Below are 17,382 nucleotides of genomic sequence, written 5' to 3' on the forward strand. Positions count from 1 at the left end.
TCTGTTTTCGCCGAGTATTAACTTTTCTGCCAGTATATCCAGGCGGCCTCGTAACTTGCCATGACAGTCCCGTCCGCCTGCTTCGGATAGTTGCTGCACATTGCCCGCATCCTGCCGGGCGCCGTGACCGCCCGTCGACGCCCCGCGCCGCGGAAGCCTGCTCCGAGGAATCGAAGCTCCCCCGCCAGGGACATGGGTGAATCATAGGGTAGCCTGATGGTGCGGGTTTCGAGGGCTGCGTCATGCAACTCAGCACGTACCTTCGCCTGCAGGGCAAGCTCGGTTTCGAAACGATTGACGTGTTGGTGCTCGGGATCTGCCGCTTGCCAGGCTGCTTTCAGTTCACTCAGTGTGCCATCCAGAAGCGTGGATACCATCAGCAACCCACCCGGACGAAGAACCCGCCGGCATTCCTGAAGGACGGCACAGGGGTCATCGCACCACTGGATCATGAGGTTGCTGAAAATCAGATCATAGCTCTCATCGGGCAACGGCAGGCGTTCAGCGTCTGCCAGAAGCCAACGGATCGCCTCGGGGCTGTTCTGGCGGGCTTCCCGCAACATGCCCGGCGACAGATCCACCCCCGTCAGAAGCTCCATTTGCCCCATATCCGCAAGCTTGCGCGTGAACCACCCAGTGCCACAACCAAGATCCAGGATACTCGATTCAACCTGCCGACTGCCCCGGGACTGGAGTTTCTGCAGCATGGTGTTACCCATGAATCGCTGCAGCCTGGAAGCACGTTCATAGGTCCCGCTGGCATTGCCAAAACCACGGGCAATATCCGATTTCAGGGTAAGGGAGGCACCCACCGGCACCGCATTCATAATGCCCATGACAAATCCCTTTGCGCCGCAAAAAATGTCTGTATCGCATCCCAGCAGTCTGCAGCCGAACAGCCGCCAGGCCAGTGTGCCATCCCCGGAACCAGCGCATGGCTACTTGAAGCCGGCAACTCAAGGTCCTCCGCCCGGCACGCGACAACAATGTCGTTCTCGCCTATCACGTGAAGCGCGGGAGTGGCCAGCGAACGCCAGAGAGCTCTCTGGTCGCCGGTTTCCAGCCATGCAAGACTTTCGCAGAGGTAATCGTGGGAAACCAGGGTGCCCTTTTCGAGCCAGGGTTTAAGCTTTTGCCGCTCCTGCTTCTCGTTCGCAGCCCCATTGATCATCAGCAGGAGAAAATGCAGCCAGTACCGCTGAGGGTCCCGTTGGATGCCGAGGGAGAACGCTTTGAAATCCCGGTCGTTCATGCCATGGGGCCAGCTTTCGTCAGCAACAAACCTGGGAAAGCCCCCCAGCGTTATGGCGCAGGATACCGAGCCCGTCTCTCGCGCAGCGGCTTCCATGACAACCTGACTGCCCAGGGACCAACCCATCCAGACCGAGGGCTCCGGGTACAGCGATAGCAGCTCATCGGCCACCTCTGAAACGGAATGACAACGGGCCAGCAATTCATCGTCGAGCGAAACCGGCACAACCTCACCCAGCCAGAAATCATAGAGCTCAGACAACATCTCCGCACGAACGCCCCAGCCGGCGACCACCACCAGACGCAAAGAGACCTTGCCCGAATTCATATCGCCATTTCCGGCTTTTGAACCAGATAACGGCACTCTGACAGCGCGCTCAACAGACAATCGAGATTCTCCTGAGAATGTGCGGCACTGAACGTAACCCGCAGACGCGCCTCACCCACCGGAACCGTAGGCGGACGAATCGCCGAGACCAGCAAACCACGCTCCTCCAACGCCTGACTCAGCGCCAGCGCATCGTGGTTATCGCCAATCATGATAGGCTGGATCGGCGTTCGTGAAGGCATCAATGTGTACCCCATGGCGGACGCCTCCCTGCGAAACCGGGACACCAGGCCCAGCACATGATCACGACGCCCCTGGTCCCGCGCAATAATATCCAGACTCGAAAGGGTCGCCATGGCCAGCGCCGGCGGCATTGCCGTGGTATAAATATAGGTCCTGGCCTTCTGAACCAGATAGTCCATCAGCATTGACGGCCCGGCCACAAACGCACCACTGGTCCCAACCGCTTTGCCGAGGGTACCGATAAGAACCGGCACATCCTCCTCTGACAACCCCATCTCGGCCACACTGCCCCGCCCTTCAGGCCCCAGAACACCGATCCCGTGAGCGTCGTCGACCACCAGTAACGCATCGTGGACACGGCAAACCCGAGCCACCTCCGCCAACGGTGCAATGTCACCATCCATGCTGAACACACCGTCGGTCACCACCAGCTTGTGCCCGGACGTCTCCGCCAGCATCGCCTCCAGCGCCGACACATTGCCATGGGCATAGCGCCGAACCCGGGCCCGACTCAGTATACAGCCATCGATGATAGAGGCGTGATTCAGCCGATCCGAAAAAATCGTATCACCCCGCCCTGCCAGCGCCGAAATAACGCCCATATTGGCCATGTAGCCAGTGGAAAAAAACAGCGCCGAACTACGGCCGGTAAACTCCGCCAGACGAAGCTCCAACTGGTGATGAGCATCATGGTGACCACAGATCAGATGGGATGCTGCGCCCCCGAGCCCTGTCTCCGGAAGCGCATTACGAAGGGCCTCGATATTGGCAGGATTATTGGCAAGGCCAAGATAATCGTTGCTGCAGAAAGACAGCAAAGGTTTGCCGTCAGCAACAAGAGAAGGCTTCTGGGGGCCGGTTACCTGCCGGCGGGTCCGATATAGACCGGCCTGCTTACGCTCTTCGAGTTCGAGGGCAAAGTCCCGCACGATAGCACCTGGAGGTTAACTCATCGGCCCGGGCAACGAGCGGGTAAGGCTCCCCGGGATTGTAATGGGCCAATACTCAGGCAGATTCCCGAGTAGCGTCATAGAACATGTGACGAGTCGCCTCATACTCCACAGCCTCCGCAATCGCCTCCTCTTCCTGCTCCTCAGAGGCACACTGCTCCCGCTGCTCCGGGCGGATTCCCAGACGCTTGAACAACAGCATATCGGCATCAGCCTCGGGATTGGCGGTGGTCAGCAGCTTCTCACCGTAGAAAATCGAATTGGCACCGGCCATGAAACACAGCGCCTGCATCTGCTCGTTCATATTTTCCCGGCCTGCCGACAGACGCACGTGGGAAGCTGGCATCATGATCCGCGCCACCGCAATAATGCGGATGAACTCGAACGGATCCAGATCCTCCACATCCTCCATGGGCGTGCCCTTTACCTTGACCAGCATATTCACCGGCACACTCTCCGGATGATGGGGCAGATTCGCCAGCTGAACCAAAAGGCCAACCCGGTCATCCTCGTCTTCACCCATGCCCATGATGCCGCCGCAGCATACTTTCATGCCGGCCTTGCGAACGTTGTCCAGGGTATCCAGCCGGTCCTGGTAGGTCCGCGTTGTGATGATGTGGCTGTAGTACTTCTCGGAGGTATCCAGATTGTGGTTGTAGTAATCCAGTCCGGCATTGGCCAGTTCCACTGCCTGTTCTTCTTTGAGCATGCCGAGGGTCATGCAGGTCTCGAGACCCAGGGACTTCACCTGTTTGACCATGTCCAGAACATAAGGCATATCTTTCTTCGAAGGACTGCGCCAGGCGGCGCCCATGCAAAACCGGGAAGCCCCCTTCTGTTTTGCGGCCTTGGCTTCCGCCACCACCTTTTCAATTTCCAGCAGCTTTTCTTTTTCAAGCCCGGTGTTGTAATGACCGCTCTGCGGGCAGTACTTGCAGTCTTCCGGGCAGGCGCCGGTCTTGATCGACAGCAGAGTGCTTACCTGCACTTCATTCGGGTCGAAGTGCTGGCGATGCACGCTCTGGGCACGGAACAGAAGATCGTTAAAGGGGAGCTCGAAAAGCTCGCGGGCTTCCTGCAGTGTCCAGTCGTGGCGGAGTTCTGTAGCGGTCATGTAAAAGTCCTGTTAACCTTTCCCGGTCTCTGGGTTTACGGATGAATCAGATGATAAAGGGACTGAACTTGCTGTCAACCTTGATGAAGCAAAAGGTTAACAGCATCAAGCAGGGCGGACTGTGTGTCGCCTGCCTTTCTTCTCATGCTTTCAACGGCTTATGCCAACCTTGCCGGGACGATCTACCGGTTAACCACTGGCGCTGCCGCTGCTGCGCACTGCCCCTCGCCTTTCCATCCTCGGAACTGCTTTGTGGCGACTGCCTGAAATACCCGCCACCTTTTGATAATGCCTGCGTGCCCTGGCGCTACCAGTTTCCGCTGGACGGTATGATCGGCCGCTACAAATACCATGGCCAGCGTAAGTTCGGGCGGCCATTGATGGCGGATTTCGCCAGTTTTCTTGAACAGGAACTGGGCGCTGGCAAGATAGCCAGACCGGACACACTGGTGCCCTCACCGATGGATGAGAAGCGACGGCGGCAGCGGGGGTTCAATCAGGCCCAGGACATTGCCGAGACCATAGGGGGACACCTGAACATTCCTGTGGCTACCGGATTGGTGAAGCGCGTCCGGCGGGTTCGGGCGCAGCGAGAGTTGAACCGGGAGGCGCGGCTGGCGAATCTTCGCGGGGTGTTTGAGGTCGTTTCGGAGGTGCCTGAGCGGGTCGCCATTGTGGACGATGTGGTGACGACGGGGGCGACGGTTCGGGTTTTGGCTTCGGTTCTTCGGGAGGCCGGGGCGCGGGAGATTCAGGTTTGGGCTTTGGCTCGGACGCCCGGTTAGTGTTATTCGATACCTCTCTTCAGAGCATGCATCAGCCGGGGTGGCCTTCCCGGGATACGCTACGAGCACATCCATGTGCGCTTGTTTCGGGCCATCCTTGGCCCTCTACAATCCCGGGAGGGCCACCCCGCCTGACGCCCAGACTTCTGAGCCCGCTAATCAGTCCAGCTTCTTCTGTACAAAATCTGCTATCGCCAAACACGAGGTCAAACCCGGCGACTCGATGCCAAAAAGGTTAACCAGCCCTTTCACTCCGTGATCCTCCGGCCCATCAATTCGGAAATCCGCAAAGCCGCCATCAGGTCCGGTTAACTTGGGGCGGATGCCGGCGTAGGCGGGTTGAAGTCGGGCCGGGTCGAGGGCTGGCCACCATTGGCGGATGCCTCTGGCGAAGGTTTCCTGGCGGTTTGGGTCGACGGTGTAGTCTTCCGTTTCGATCCACTCCACGTCGGGGCCGAAGCGGGCCTGGCCGGCGAGATCGAGGGTGAGATGAACACCGAGGCCACCCGGTTCCGGGACCGGGTAGATCAGGGTTTTGAAGGGTGTTCGGCCGCTGTAACTAAAGTAGACGCCCCTGGCGAGCCACTGCCGGGGTTTGTATTCGTCGGGCAGGCCAGCCCAATTTTTTGCCAGCGGTACGGCCGCTAGGCCGGCGGCGTTGATGACGTTTTTCGCTTTCAGGATCAGCGGATGATCGCCTCCCACGTGGAGACGATTCCAGTGGCTGTACGATTCAGCGGCCACCACGGGTGACCGGAGGACCAGTTGGCCGCCGGCATCCTCGAGCTCGCCGAGCAAAGAGAGCATCAAACCATGACTGTCGACGATACCGGTTTCCGGCGACCAGAGCCCCGAACTGGCTCGGATGTCCGGCATTTCCCGGCTGATTCGGTCTGCGTCATGCAGGGCCAGCTCAACGCCGTTGCGCGCTGCAGCGCCCTGAATATCCCGGAGTTTGCCATTCTGTGATTGGTCGGCCGCGACAATCCATTTGCCGCATTTCCGGTGTTCGACTTTATGGGTCCGGCAATACTCATAGAGCCGCTGTCGGCCATCAACGCACAATTCCGCTTTCAGTGACCCTTCCGGGTAGTAGATGCCAGCATGAATGACCTCGCTGTTGCGGGAGGATATCCCCTCACCAAAGCGGCCCGCGGCTTCCAGTACAATCACATCATGTCCGGCTCTGGCGAGGGCGCGGGCAATGGCAAGCCCAACAACGCCAGCGCCGATTACAACGGTCTGGTTTTCAAGGACTTCTGTCGACACTTACGCTTGCCCCGGATCTACTGACAACGCACTGAGCTTACCCCATCCTGCCATCCCTGCAAAAACCGGCCAGGGAAGGCTCAACACATTACTCGAGAGCCCATACCGGTTATACTGGCGTCCGGAAAGAAGTGCATGGAGCCCGGCGTATGATGTCTGACAGGAAGCAGTTTGTTCTGGTAATGGTGGTGGCCGCCCTGTTCGTCGGGTGGCTGGGCTGGCGTGGCTTTGAGGTTATCAGCCTCAATGAGCGCCTCAAGTCAGACACCATGGTTGCCAGCTATCCCTACAAGCACCGGGTGCTCAGGGTGGAGGGCGATACTGCCATCATGAGTTCGCTGCGATCCCACACCACCTCTACCCATAAGGCCCTGAGTGCGGTATTCCCGAGTATGCGAAACCTCGGCGACAGTCACCGGGACTGGCAGCGTGCCGAACGGGAACTGGCACAGGTACAGGCCCGTGCTGGAGATGTCGTGCTTGGAGCGTCGGGCATCAGCCGAATCCGCTGGGAACTGGATGAAAACTGGTACCATCTGCAATCCATGAAGTCCAAATACGACACAAGGCTCTGAAACGTCCCCATATGACCCATGACCCTTCACTTGCAGCATCCACCCATCCCTACGATTCCCTGACTCCCGATACCATTCTGGACGCGATGGAAGACGCCGGATTTGCAGTCAGCGGACGGCTCTTCGCGTTGAACAGCTATGAGAATCGGGTGTATCAGGTGGGATTGGACGAGGGCGCCCCGGTCATCACCAAATTTTACCGGCCCGGCCGATGGAGCGAGGCGGAAATCCGGGAGGAGCATGACTTCACCCTGGAGCTGCTGCAGGCGGACATTCCCGTTGTTGCACCATTGAAGCTGGCTTCCGGAGACACCCTCGGGCGCCATGGCGAATTCCTGTTCGCCGTTTTTCCGCAGCGCGGGGGCCAGGCGCCGGACACGAGCGTGACCGACACCCTGTACCGATTGGGGCAATGGCTCGGTCAAATCCATAATATGGGTGCCCGCAAACCGTTTGCCCATCGCTCAAGCATCTCTCTGCTGGACGGCATCGAATCCAGTAACCGGCTTCTGGTGGACGGCGGTTGGATTCCGGCGGATCTCAGACCCGCCTGGGACAGTCTGATCCCTGACCTGCAGATGCAGTGCGCCGCCCGTGTCGATGAGGCCGGCCCGGTCGAAACCTTGCGGATTCATGGCGACTGCCATGCCGGGAACATCCTGTGTCGGGACGAGCAGATGCTGTTCGTCGACCTGGACGATTGCCGCACAGGCCCGGCTATTCAGGATATGTGGCTGCTGCTGAACGGCGATGACGTTGAGCGGGGTGCCCAGCTCGGAGAACTGCTGGAAGGTTACGAGATGTTCCGTGATTTCAACCGTCGTGAGCGCCACCTGATCGAGCCACTGCGCTGCTACCGTCAGATTGCACACTGCGCCTGGCTCGCAAAACGATGGGACGATCCTGCGTTCCCACGCTTTTTCCCCTGGTTCGCTCAGCCACGATTCTGGTCAGACCAGATTCTTTCCCTCCGGGAGCAGTTATCAGCCCTTCAGTCTCCGGCCATCACCGTGCCAGGACAGTACTGACAACATTCTAAATTCTATTGATTCGAGGTAGGCATGAGCCAGAACGAGGCCCGTTACACTGTTCGCAGCCTGATTTTAACCGCAATCGTTGCCATCGTCGGCACCGTTCTTGTGCTGGAGATGAGCGGCAGGATCAGTCATACGGACAACAAGGACCATGTCCCGGTCGGTGATTTCCAGGCCATCCATATCACCGAGGGCGAAACCTTCCGTATGTCGCCCAAGTCATCGGAACTGCACGCAGTCTGCGAGAACGGCTACCTGGCTATTGCTGCGGATGTGGACCCTTCATTCCGGGGCATTCTGGTGGATTACAAGAACCGTGGCGTACGCTGTGCACGCCCTTCACCCATGGGAGCGCCCGCCCCACGGGCACCGGAGGCCCCGGCCACCGATGACTAAACCTCGCAGACCTTCGGCGCCTGAACAGGTAACGGACCGGCTGTTCGCCACTGAACGCCGGCCGGAGGATTTCCGATTCGACGCATCGGTAGCCAGGGTGTTCCCGGACATGATTCGCCGTTCTGTTCCGGGCTACACCACCATCATTCCGATGATCGAGGTGATCACCGAGCAATACGTCCAGCCGGGCTCCCACTGTTACGACCTGGGCTGTTCCCTGGGCGCCTCCACCCTTGCAATGCGCCACGGCATATCACACTCGGATTGCACTCTTGTCGGCGTGGACAACTCCAGCGCCATGATCGAACGCTGCGAGCATTATATTGCCCTGGACGACAACACCCTTCCCGTTACCCTGAGGTGCGAAGACATTCTGGACACCGAGCTCAACGACGCCTCGGTGACCACACTGAATTTCACCTTGCAGTTTGTCGATCCGGAAAAGCGGGCAAGCCTGCTCGCACGAATTGCAAAAGCCACCCGCCCCGGCGGTGTGCTGATCCTGTCAGAGAAAATCCGTTTCGAGTCCGAAGCCGAGCAGACCATCCAGACCCGGCTCCACCACGAGTTCAAACGAGCCAATGGCTACTCGGATCTTGAAATCAGCCAGAAACGCACGGCCATCGAGCAGGTTCTGATTCCGGAAACACTGTCGGCCCACAGGGCCCGGCTTGTGGAGGCGGGTTTCGATAATGTCGTGGTGTGGTACCAGTGCTTCAACTTTGTTTCCATGCTCGCCATCAAGGCTAACGAAACCGACGAATGACCATGGCAAATTTTGACTGGAACGCCCGGTTCGGGCCAATCATCAATGAACTTTCGGAAGAGGGCCTGGATCACTGGGCAGGTTTGCTCCGGCAGCAACTGGCCCACCGCTTTGAAGACCGTCCCCATGGCGACCTGGATCGCTGGCAGGCTGCCCTTGACCGCCTGCCCCAGCTTGAAAAGGTAACCGCGGAACTGGACCGTTCCGCCGTAACCCTGACCTCTTCGCAACCCCTGACCAGCGCCCAGCAGGAGCAACTGGAGCAGGGACTGCGGGGCCTGATGCCCTGGCGCAAAGGCCCGTTCGATTTCTTCGGTACCTACATTGATACCGAGTGGCGCTCTGACTGGAAGTGGGACCGGGTATCCCCCTATCTTTCAGACCTTTCCGGTCGCCGAATACTGGATGTCGGTTGTGGCTCCGGATACCACTGCTGGAGAATGCTGGGAGAAGGCGCCGGCCGGGTGATCGGCATTGATCCCGGGCTCCTGTTTCTGTTCCAGTTCTTCAGCGTCAAGGATTACCTTGGTGATGTACCCGTGGACTTGCTTCCAATCCGCATGGAAGATTTGCCCACAGGGCTCGAGACCTTCGATACCACCTTTTCCATGGGTGTCCTCTACCACCGACGGTCGCCACTGGATCATCTGCTTGAGCTCAAGGGGACACTTCGCCGGGGCGGCGAGCTGGTGCTGGAAACACTGGTGGTTGAAGGCCCTGAGGGGTTCAGCCTGATGCCCGAGGACCGGTACGGCCAGATGCGAAACGTCTGGTTCCTGCCCACCTGCGATACCCTGCTGCGCTGGCTGGACCGAACCGGCTTCCGCAATGCCCGGGTGGTCGATGTCACGGCGACAACCACCGAAGAGCAGCGCAGCACCGACTGGATGCGCTTTAACTCTCTGCAGGATTTTCTGGACCGGCAAGACCCGTCGAAAACGGTGGAAGGGTACCCGGGCCCCCTTCGGGCCACTGTCGTCGCGGAAAAGCCCTGAATACAAAAAAACCGCCGTGCCTTTCGGCAGGGCGGTTTTTTCATCCGTTAACGATCAGTCGCCAAACGGATGACGGAGTGTGATGGTTTCAATTCGATCAGGACCCGTGGAGATCACGTCGATCGGAGCCTCAATCTGCTCCTCCAGGAATCGAATGTAGGCCTTGGCGTTCTCTGGCAGCTGATCGACGCTGGTCAGCCCAACGGTGCTATCACTCCAACCAGGAAGCTCTTCGTAGACCGGCTCAATGTCCTTGTAACTGTCGCAGCCGATGGGGGGGCGGAAAATCTCGCCATTCGGGGTCTTGTAACCAACGCATACCTTCACGGTTTCCAGTCCGTCCAGGACATCCAGCTTGGTCAGACAAATGCCCGACACGCTGTTGATCTGGATGGCGTGGCGCAGTGCCACTGCGTCGAACCAGCCACATCGGCGGGCGCGGCCGGTGGTGGTACCCACCTCGTTGCCCTTGACCGCCAGGTGCTTGCCCATGTCGTCGAACAGCTCAGTGGGGAACGGGCCGGAACCAACGCGGGTGGTATAGGCCTTGGTGATACCCAGCACATAATCCAGGAACAGAGGGCCGAAACCGGACCCGGTGGCGGTGCCGCCGGCGGTGGTGTTGGAGGACGTCACGTACGGATAGGTACCCAGATCGATATCCAGCAATGAACCCTGGGCACCCTCGAACAGGATGTTTTCCCCGCGCTTGCGGAAGTCGTGCAACATATCGGTGACATCCGCCGCCATCGGCAGGATTTCCTCACCCATCTGCTTCAGCTCTTCAAGGGCGGCGTCGATGTCTTCGGCCTCTTCCTTGAAGTACTCGGTCAGGATGAAGTTGTGGTACGACATGATCTCGCGCAACTTCACCTCAAAATCGGCCGGGTTACACAGATCCCCCAGACGAAGGCCACGACGCGACACCTTGTCTTCATAGGCCGGTCCAATGCCGCGACCGGTCGTTCCGATCTTGTCGACACCACGAGCCCTCTCGCGGGCCTGGTCAATTCTGACATGCGTACGCAGGATGATTGGACAGGCCAGGCTGATGCGAAGGCGATCGCGAACAGCCACCCCATTGGCTTCAAGCTCACGCACCTCTTTCAGAAGGGCCTCTGGCGACAGGACGACGCCGTTACCGATCAGGCAATAAACGTGCTGTCGCAGAATACCGGAAGGAATCAGATGGAGCGCTGTTTTTTTGCCGTCAATTACCAGGGTATGACCGGCATTGTGCCCACCCTGAAAGCGGACAACCGCCGCAACCTTGTCGGTCAGCAGATCAACAATCTTACCCTTGCCTTCATCACCCCATTGGGTGCCCAGCACAACAACGTTTTTACCCATGATTCTCTCTCAATGCGGCTGCCCCGCAGGACAGGCGTTTCGCAAATTAACCTGAAATGAATTCACCGAAGCCCCGGAGGCATCAGCCCAGCTTCTGCACGACCCACTGGCCGCCCTGTTTTACCAGTTCCCGGTCACAGCCTCTGAGGACCGGATCGACGCCGTTATCTTCGGGCAAGGCCCGGACAACGGTTTCAGTCATTCGAAGACCGGAGATTACACCTTCGAGAGCGGGATCGTCCTCCGCTGGTGCCCAGACTGCGCCGGCCTTGCTTACTACCCGGTCACCCAGGGAGACCAGAGCCCGAATATCGAGACTGAACCCGGTTGCCGGACGGGCCCGGCCAAAATCACTGCCAATGGCATCATAACGGCCGCCCTTGGCGACCGAATCACCATGCCCCGGTACATAGGCGGCAAACACCAGGCCAGTGTGGTAGTTGTAGCCACGCAACTCACAGAAATCGAATCCGAAACGGATGTCCGGATAATCGCGGCCAAGCATGTCGGACACGCGCGCCAGCTGATCAAGGGCGGCATCCAGGTTGTCAGACGCACCCTGCAGGATCCGGCGCGCTTCCTGCAGTGCTTCCGGACCACCACTGACCCGGGCAAGCTCCCGCAGGCGAGCGCCCGCAGAGCCAGACGGACATTGACCCAGCAGCTCATCCAGCTCAGGTACCGATTTGCGGGCCATGGCGTCGAAAATGGCGGCTTCGGTATCGCGATCAAAATCCGCCTCGCCGATCAGGCTCTCATAGATGGCCACATGAGCAAGGTCCAGATGGATACGCGGCAAACCCGCCACCCGAAGAGCCTCTAGCATCAGGCTGATCACTTCCATGTCCGCCGCTTCCGAGCCACTGCCAAACAGCTCGCAACCGGCCTGGATAGGCGTTCGGCCAGTCAGCATGTGTCTTGGGCGGGTATGGAGTACGTGCCCGGCGTAGCAAAGACGAGTAATCCCTTCCTGGCCCAGGGTGTGGGCATCAATGCGGGCGGCCTGAGGTGTCATATCGGCACGAACGCCCATCATGCGCCCGGTCAGCTGATCGGTCAGCTTGAAGGTTTGCAGTTCCAGATCATGCCCGGTCCCGGTAAACAGGGATTCGAGATATTCGATAAGCGGTGGGATCACCAGCTGGTAACCCCAGCGCTGGCAGGTATCCATTACATCCCGACGCAGGGATTCGATCCGTCCGGCCAGCGGTGGCAGAATATCCTCTACCCCATCTGGCAGTAACCAGCGATCAGATACTGTCATGAGATTCCGTTGTCCGTTATATCCACTCCGGCACAGATGGCTGGGGGATCACACAGGATTTAAGGCGGCACTTGGTAAAAGCCCGACACAAAACCGGCAGAATTTTACACGGTTGGCGGACACAAAAAAACCGGAATACGGAGGTATTCCGGTTTTTGGTCTCAGCCTGCAGGGTTAACGGGCGCCCTGCGGATCGTTCAGGAATTTCATGAACGCGCTTTCGGAATCGATCACCATGATGTCATCCTTGCTCGCAAAGGTCTTGCGATAGGCCTCCAGGCTACGATAGAAGCTGTAGAAATCAGGATCTGAGCCATAGGCTTCCGAGTAGATTCTGGCCGCTTCACCGTCACCTTCACCACGGGTTTCCTCTGACTGGGCGAAAGCCGTTGCCAGAACCACCGTTCTCTGGCGGTCCGCGTCAGCACGAATCCCTTCGGCCAGTTCCCGCCCCCTTGAACGGAATTCCTGGGCCAGCTTTTCCCGCTCGGTCGCCATACGCCGGAAAACGTTTTCACTGACCTGCCCCGGAAATTCGATCGCTTTCACCCGAATATCCAGAACCTCGATACCGAACTCGTTCTGAGCGGTCTGATTCACCCGATCCCGCAGGGTATGCATGAGCTCGTCCCGCTGGCCGGAAACCACTTCAACCATGGTCCTGACACCGAACTCATCCCGAAGCCCGTTATCCACACGGGAGGAGAGGAGGGACTGGGCCCGGAACTCATCGCCACCGGTTGCCCGGTAGAACTGGTCCACATCCCGGATTTTCCAGGCAATGTAGGAATCCACATCGAGAGGCTTTTTCTCCACCGTCAGATACTGCCGGGATGGCAGATCCATGGTCAGAACCCGGATGTCGAACTCGCGGACCTGGTCAATGACCGGAACCTTGAAATGAAGCCCGGCCTCTATGTCGGTCTCTACCAGCTCACCGAACCGGAGCATAACGCCCCGATGGGTTTCCGGAATGATGTACACACTGGACAACACCAGCAGGACAACGATAAGGGCGCCTGCAAGGCCCACTACACCTTTAGGTCCCATAATTATCTGCTCCTCCGAACGGTAGTATCCTGCCTGGTTCGCAGTTCCTGAAGAACCTGATCAGTCAGAGTCTGAATGTCCAAATCACCCTGGTTGCCACCGGAAGACGATCCACCACTGCGGGGCAGGGAACCCTGGGTCAGACGATCAAGCGGCAGGTACATCATGTTGCCACTGCTCTCTGTGTCCACGAGGATCTTGCTGCTGTTAGCCAGAACCGTCTCGACGGTCTGCAGATACAAGCGTTCACGGGTAACCTCTGGAGCCATCTGATAGGCGTTCAGAAGCTCCATGAATCGCGCAGTCTCACCACGTGCACGCTCGATCACTTCCTCTTTATAAGCATTCGCTTCTTCAATCATACGCTGGGCCTGACCTCGGGCCTCGGGTACAACCTTGTTGCGATAGGTTTCCGCTTCTTCCTTGACACGCTGCTCGTCTTCCCGGGCACGCTGCACCTCACGGAACGCATCCTGAACGGCCGAAGGCGGCTGGGTGCTCTCAACGTTGACCCGCACAAGCTCAAGGCCGGTACCATAATCCGCAAGGAAGGTCTGGAGCCTTTGTTCGACGCGGACAGCGAGTTCCGCACGCCCTTCGGTCAAAACGTCATCCAGCGTGGAGCTGCCCACCTCATGACGAATGGCGCTGTCGGTAGCGAAAGCCAGAGCCTCATTGGAGTCCCTGACGTTCAATACATAGGCTTCAGCGTTGCCAACGCGGTACTGAACCTGCAGATCCACCGTAACCAGGTTCTCATCCTGGGTCAGCATCTGGCCACTGGACTCGGCGGTTCGCACGTTAGTGACGCGCACCTTGGTGACATTATCAATCAACGGCACTTTGAATCGCAGGCCGGGGTTTTCGGTCTTGTGGTATTCACCAAAACGCAGTACGACGGCCCTTTCCTGCTCGTCCACCGTGTAGAAGGACTGAAATATGACGTAACCAACCACCAGGATGGCCGCCAATGCGAGAATTGCACCGAAGCCGCCGGCGCTTCCGCCGCTACTGCTGCCGCCACCACCGGACTTGCCACCTTTACCACCCAACATCTTGTTGAGCTTATCCAGACCCTTTTTCAGTGCCTCATCGAGGTCTGGCGGACCCTGATCATTGCCGCGTCGACCACCACCGGTACCCCAGGGGTCATTGTCGTTACGGTTTCCACCCGGTTCGTTCCAGGCCATAGTGCTCTCCGTTACTGACTTATAGATAGAATGGCTGCAAATACTAGGGATTTATCGTCGCCCCGGCAATAGCCGCCAAGGTTTCAGGCGCGTCCAGCGTCCAGTCTGACTGAATTTTCGTTCACTCCGGCCCGACTCAAAAGCTGCTGCCAGTCCCGATTCTGCAGGCGCACCTCCAGAACCGAATCCCCCGTATCCCGGTGCTCCTCGCTCACCACGGAACCCGCTTCGTGCAGCAGCGCGCGCAGTTTGCCATCGGCGGGGCCAAGCAGGACAAAATGATGAACAACGTCTTCGGCAACCCTCTCGACGATCGCGTCAAACAACCCTTCCAGACCTTCGCCGGTTACCGCAGACACCCAGGCCCGTACCGGAACACCCTCTTCATTGCGCTCGACTCGCGGCGTAAAGTTGTCCAGCAGGTCAATCTTGTTGAACACCTGCAGCATGGGAATTTCATCGGCCCCAATTTCGGCAAGCACCTCTTCAACCTGCTCAATGTTCTCGTCGCGCCGGGGGTCATGGCTGTCGATGATGTGCAGCAGCAAGGTTGCCTGCGTGGTTTCCTCCAACGTTGCCCGGAATGCTTCGACCAGTTTATGGGGCAGATGCCGAATAAAGCCTACGGTATCCGCCATTACGACCGGCCCGATATCCGGAAGTTCCAGCCGCCGCAGCGTCGGATCCAGGGTAGCGAACAACTGGTCTGCAGCATATACGGAAGAAGTTGTAATCCGGTTGAATAAAGTGGATTTTCCGGCGTTGGTATAACCAACCAGCGATACCGTGGGAATGTCGGCCCGCTGACGGGCCCTGCGCCCCTGGTTTCGCTGCCGGCGAACCTTTTCAAGCCGTTTATGGATGGATTTGATCCGCTCCCGCAGCAGGCGACGGTCTGTTTCGAGCTGGGTTTCACCCGGCCCCCGAAGACCGATACCACCTTTCTGGCGCTCAAGGTGAGTCCAGCCCCGAACCAGGCGCGTGGACATATGTTCGAGCTGCGCCAGCTCCACCTGCAGCTTGCCTTCGTGAGTCCGGGCCCGCTGGGCAAAGATATCGAGGATCACGCCGGTACGGTCCAGTACCCGGCACTTGAGTTCATGCTCGATATTCCGTTCCTGACGCGGGCTCAGGGCATGATTGAAGAGCACAACGTCGGCCTCATTCGCAGCTACAGCGTCACGAATTTCTTCCAGCTTGCCTTCACCCACAAAGAACCTCGGGCTTGGCTGCTTGCGGGACCCGGTCACCGTACACACGGGCTCGACGCCGGCGGAGGTAACCAGCTCACGAAACTCACCAGGGTCTTCCGTGCCATCATGGGCAGTAAAATCGATGTGGACGAGTACCGCGCGCTCACCGACATCAGGACGTTCAAACAATTGGCATCAACTCCGGGGTCATCGACTTTGGGGTGTTATAAAAACAAACACCCGCGGCCACAAGACCCCTGAAAGGGATCTCCTGGAACGCGGGTGGCAATACCGGGAAAGCGGCTGGATCAGTCTTCAGACTCGCCCTCTCCTCCCGGAGCCTGCTGCGGAATACGCACATTACGGGCAGGTACCACGGTGGAAATCGCGTGCTTGTAGACCATCTGGCTGACAGTATTTTTCAGCAAAATCACGAACTGGTCGAAAGACTCAATCTGGCCCTGTAGCTTGATGCCGTTGACCAGAAAGATGGAAACCGGAATGCGTTCCTTGCGCAATGCATTAAGGTAAGGGTCTTGTAACGAATGCCCTTTTGACATGTGTTTTCTCCTGTTTTTAGTAAATGCAGATCGTCATTTGTCAAAATTAAATGTGGTGCGAAGTCGGATTTTTTTCAAGGCTGCTTCAACGATAAGTTTGTCGTCGCTGTCCAGCCAGTCAACACCAGACCACTTGCGTAACCAGGTCAACTGCCGCTTCGCCAGTTGGCGCGTTGCTGCCACTCCCTTGCTGACAAATGTCTCGTAATCGTCATCCCCGGACAAATAACTCCAGGCCTGGCGATATCCGACACAACGCATGGAAGGGAGATCAGGGTGCAAGTCTTCCCTGAGCATCAGTGCCCTCGCCTCCTCAAGAAAGCCCGCTTCAAGCATCTTCAGGAAACGCAGGCGGATTCGCTCATGAAGCACTCGCCGCTCAGGCGGCATCATGGCAAGCTGAACCACAGTATACGGAAGCAAAGAAGTTTCGTCTGCCTGCCAGCGAGTGAAATAGGTGTAATCCTCAATATCGCCTCGCTTCCCTGTTGCTTCTGCCGCTTCGTTGCCCGGACCGGTTTCGGCCTCCCAGAACGCCGAAATCGGTTTTCCTGTGAGGCGCAACACTTCCAGGGCCCGCATCAAACGCTGCCGGTTATTCGGATGAATTCGTTCCGCTGCGACCGGATCCTGACGCCGAAGTTCCCGGTGAAGAGCGTCCCACCCACGTTCTTCCGCCTCCTCTTCCAGCTCGCGGCGTATGCGCGGGCTTGCCGAAGGCAGACCGGGCATGCCGTGGAGCAACGCCTTGAAATACATCATGGTGCCGCCCACGAGCAGAGGAACCCGGCCTGCAGCGGTTATTTCCGCCATCGCCGCCAGGGCGTCCCTCCGGAAATCCGCCGCGGAATAGGTTTCAGCCGGATCACAGATGTCGATCAGCCGATGGGGCGCCCGCTCAAGCTCCTCGGGGGTCGGCTTGGCCGTTCCGATATCCATCCCCCGATAGATCATCGCGGAGTCCACGCTGATGATGTCGCAAGGCAGATGGTCGCAAAGCGCCATGGCCAGGTCGGTTTTACCCGAGGCCGTTGGCCCCATGAGGAAGATGGCGGGTGGCAGAGACACC

General features: G+C 58.4%; 18 protein-coding genes. 6 read left to right on the forward strand and 12 right to left on the reverse strand.

The features are described 5' to 3' along the window. Positions 1-17: 17 nt before the first annotated feature. The 4 genes from bioC to bioB form a co-directional block, all read right to left on the reverse strand. Complete coding sequence (gene bioC, locus ACESMK_RS05835; RefSeq protein WP_372996200.1) at positions 18-836, reverse strand: malonyl-ACP O-methyltransferase BioC; 819 nt, start codon at positions 834-836, stop codon at positions 18-20. Beyond that, positions 824-1,579: a carboxylesterase gene (locus ACESMK_RS05840; RefSeq protein ID WP_372996202.1), complete on the reverse strand. Its 756-nt coding sequence runs from the start codon at positions 1,577-1,579 to the stop codon at positions 824-826. Before ACESMK_RS05840 ends, bioC begins: the two co-directional genes overlap by 13 nt. Further along, the gene (gene bioF, locus ACESMK_RS05845; RefSeq protein WP_372996204.1) at positions 1,576-2,751 is read right to left on the reverse strand and encodes an 8-amino-7-oxononanoate synthase; all 1,176 of its coding nucleotides are present in this window, start codon (positions 2,749-2,751) and stop codon (positions 1,576-1,578) included. The genes ACESMK_RS05840 and bioF overlap by 4 nt, the downstream gene beginning before the upstream one ends. Before the next feature lie 76 nt (positions 2,752-2,827). Continuing rightward, a complete protein-coding gene (bioB, locus tag ACESMK_RS05850; protein WP_372996206.1) occupies positions 2,828-3,886 on the reverse strand; it encodes a biotin synthase BioB in 1,059 nt (352 codons plus the stop codon). Between the two features lie 41 nt (positions 3,887-3,927). Between bioB and ACESMK_RS05855 the strand changes: the two genes are divergently transcribed. Next, positions 3,928-4,671 carry a ComF family protein gene (locus tag ACESMK_RS05855; protein WP_372996208.1) on the forward strand — a complete coding sequence of 248 codons (744 nt, stop codon included), beginning with the start codon at positions 3,928-3,930 and terminating at the stop codon, positions 4,669-4,671. A gap of 159 nt (positions 4,672-4,830) precedes the next feature. Here the strand turns inward: ACESMK_RS05855 and ACESMK_RS05860 are convergent, their stop codons facing one another. Beyond that, positions 4,831-5,940, reverse strand: coding sequence for an NAD(P)/FAD-dependent oxidoreductase (locus ACESMK_RS05860; protein ID WP_372996210.1), 1,110 nt, complete (start codon positions 5,938-5,940; stop codon positions 4,831-4,833). 149 nt (positions 5,941-6,089) lie between these two features. Between ACESMK_RS05860 and ACESMK_RS05865 the strand changes: the two genes are divergently transcribed. From ACESMK_RS05865 to cmoB, 5 genes are read left to right on the forward strand one after another with little or no spacing between them, the layout of a single operon-like run. Further along, positions 6,090-6,515, forward strand: coding sequence for a hypothetical protein (locus ACESMK_RS05865; RefSeq protein ID WP_372996212.1), 426 nt, complete (start codon positions 6,090-6,092; stop codon positions 6,513-6,515). Between the two features lie 11 nt (positions 6,516-6,526). After that, a complete protein-coding gene (locus ACESMK_RS05870) occupies positions 6,527-7,543 on the forward strand; it encodes a serine/threonine protein kinase (RefSeq protein ID WP_372996214.1) in 1,017 nt (338 codons plus the stop codon). Positions 7,544-7,576: 33 nt separating this feature from the next. Beyond that, positions 7,577-7,945 (forward strand): kinase, encoded by a 369-nt coding sequence (locus tag ACESMK_RS05875; protein ID WP_372996216.1) that lies wholly within the window; start codon positions 7,577-7,579, stop codon positions 7,943-7,945. Then, positions 7,938-8,711 carry a carboxy-S-adenosyl-L-methionine synthase CmoA gene (gene cmoA / locus ACESMK_RS05880; protein ID WP_372996218.1) on the forward strand — a complete coding sequence of 258 codons (774 nt, stop codon included), beginning with the start codon at positions 7,938-7,940 and terminating at the stop codon, positions 8,709-8,711. The genes ACESMK_RS05875 and cmoA overlap by 8 nt, the downstream gene beginning before the upstream one ends. Before the next feature lie 2 nt (positions 8,712-8,713). Continuing rightward, entirely contained in the window at positions 8,714-9,706 is a 993-nt protein-coding gene (cmoB, locus tag ACESMK_RS05885; RefSeq protein ID WP_372996705.1) for a tRNA 5-methoxyuridine(34)/uridine 5-oxyacetic acid(34) synthase CmoB, read from the forward strand. Positions 9,707-9,760: 54 nt separating this feature from the next. Here cmoB and ACESMK_RS05890 read toward each other — a convergent pair whose 3' ends face one another. The 7 genes from ACESMK_RS05890 to miaA all read right to left on the reverse strand — a co-directional run bounded on the left by ACESMK_RS05890 (position 9,761) and on the right by miaA (position 17,354). Then, positions 9,761-11,056, reverse strand: a complete 1,296-nt coding sequence (locus ACESMK_RS05890) for an adenylosuccinate synthase (RefSeq protein WP_372996220.1) — start codon at positions 11,054-11,056, stop codon at positions 9,761-9,763. A gap of 82 nt (positions 11,057-11,138) precedes the next feature. Continuing rightward, on the reverse strand, positions 11,139-12,320 hold the full coding sequence (locus ACESMK_RS05895) for an ATP phosphoribosyltransferase regulatory subunit (RefSeq protein WP_372996222.1): 1,182 nt from the start codon (positions 12,318-12,320) through the stop codon (positions 11,139-11,141). Between the two features lie 174 nt (positions 12,321-12,494). Beyond that, positions 12,495-13,370 (reverse strand): protease modulator HflC, encoded by an 876-nt coding sequence (hflC, locus tag ACESMK_RS05900; protein WP_372996224.1) that lies wholly within the window; start codon positions 13,368-13,370, stop codon positions 12,495-12,497. 2 nt (positions 13,371-13,372) lie between these two features. Beyond that, positions 13,373-14,560 (reverse strand): FtsH protease activity modulator HflK, encoded by a 1,188-nt coding sequence (hflK, locus tag ACESMK_RS05905; protein WP_372996226.1) that lies wholly within the window; start codon positions 14,558-14,560, stop codon positions 13,373-13,375. An 83-nt stretch (positions 14,561-14,643) separates the two neighbouring features. Then, on the reverse strand, positions 14,644-15,942 hold the full coding sequence (hflX, locus tag ACESMK_RS05910; protein WP_372996228.1) for a ribosome rescue GTPase HflX: 1,299 nt from the start codon (positions 15,940-15,942) through the stop codon (positions 14,644-14,646). Between the two features lie 119 nt (positions 15,943-16,061). Beyond that, complete coding sequence (gene hfq, locus ACESMK_RS05915; RefSeq protein WP_008170056.1) at positions 16,062-16,313, reverse strand: RNA chaperone Hfq; 252 nt, start codon at positions 16,311-16,313, stop codon at positions 16,062-16,064. A 33-nt stretch (positions 16,314-16,346) separates the two neighbouring features. After that, positions 16,347-17,354: a tRNA (adenosine(37)-N6)-dimethylallyltransferase MiaA gene (gene miaA, locus ACESMK_RS05920; protein ID WP_372996707.1), complete on the reverse strand. Its 1,008-nt coding sequence runs from the start codon at positions 17,352-17,354 to the stop codon at positions 16,347-16,349. Positions 17,355-17,382: the final 28 nt, after the last annotated feature.

Source organism: Marinobacter sp. (genome assembly GCF_041687235.1).
Classification (GTDB): Bacteria; Pseudomonadota; Gammaproteobacteria; order Pseudomonadales; family Oleiphilaceae; genus Marinobacter.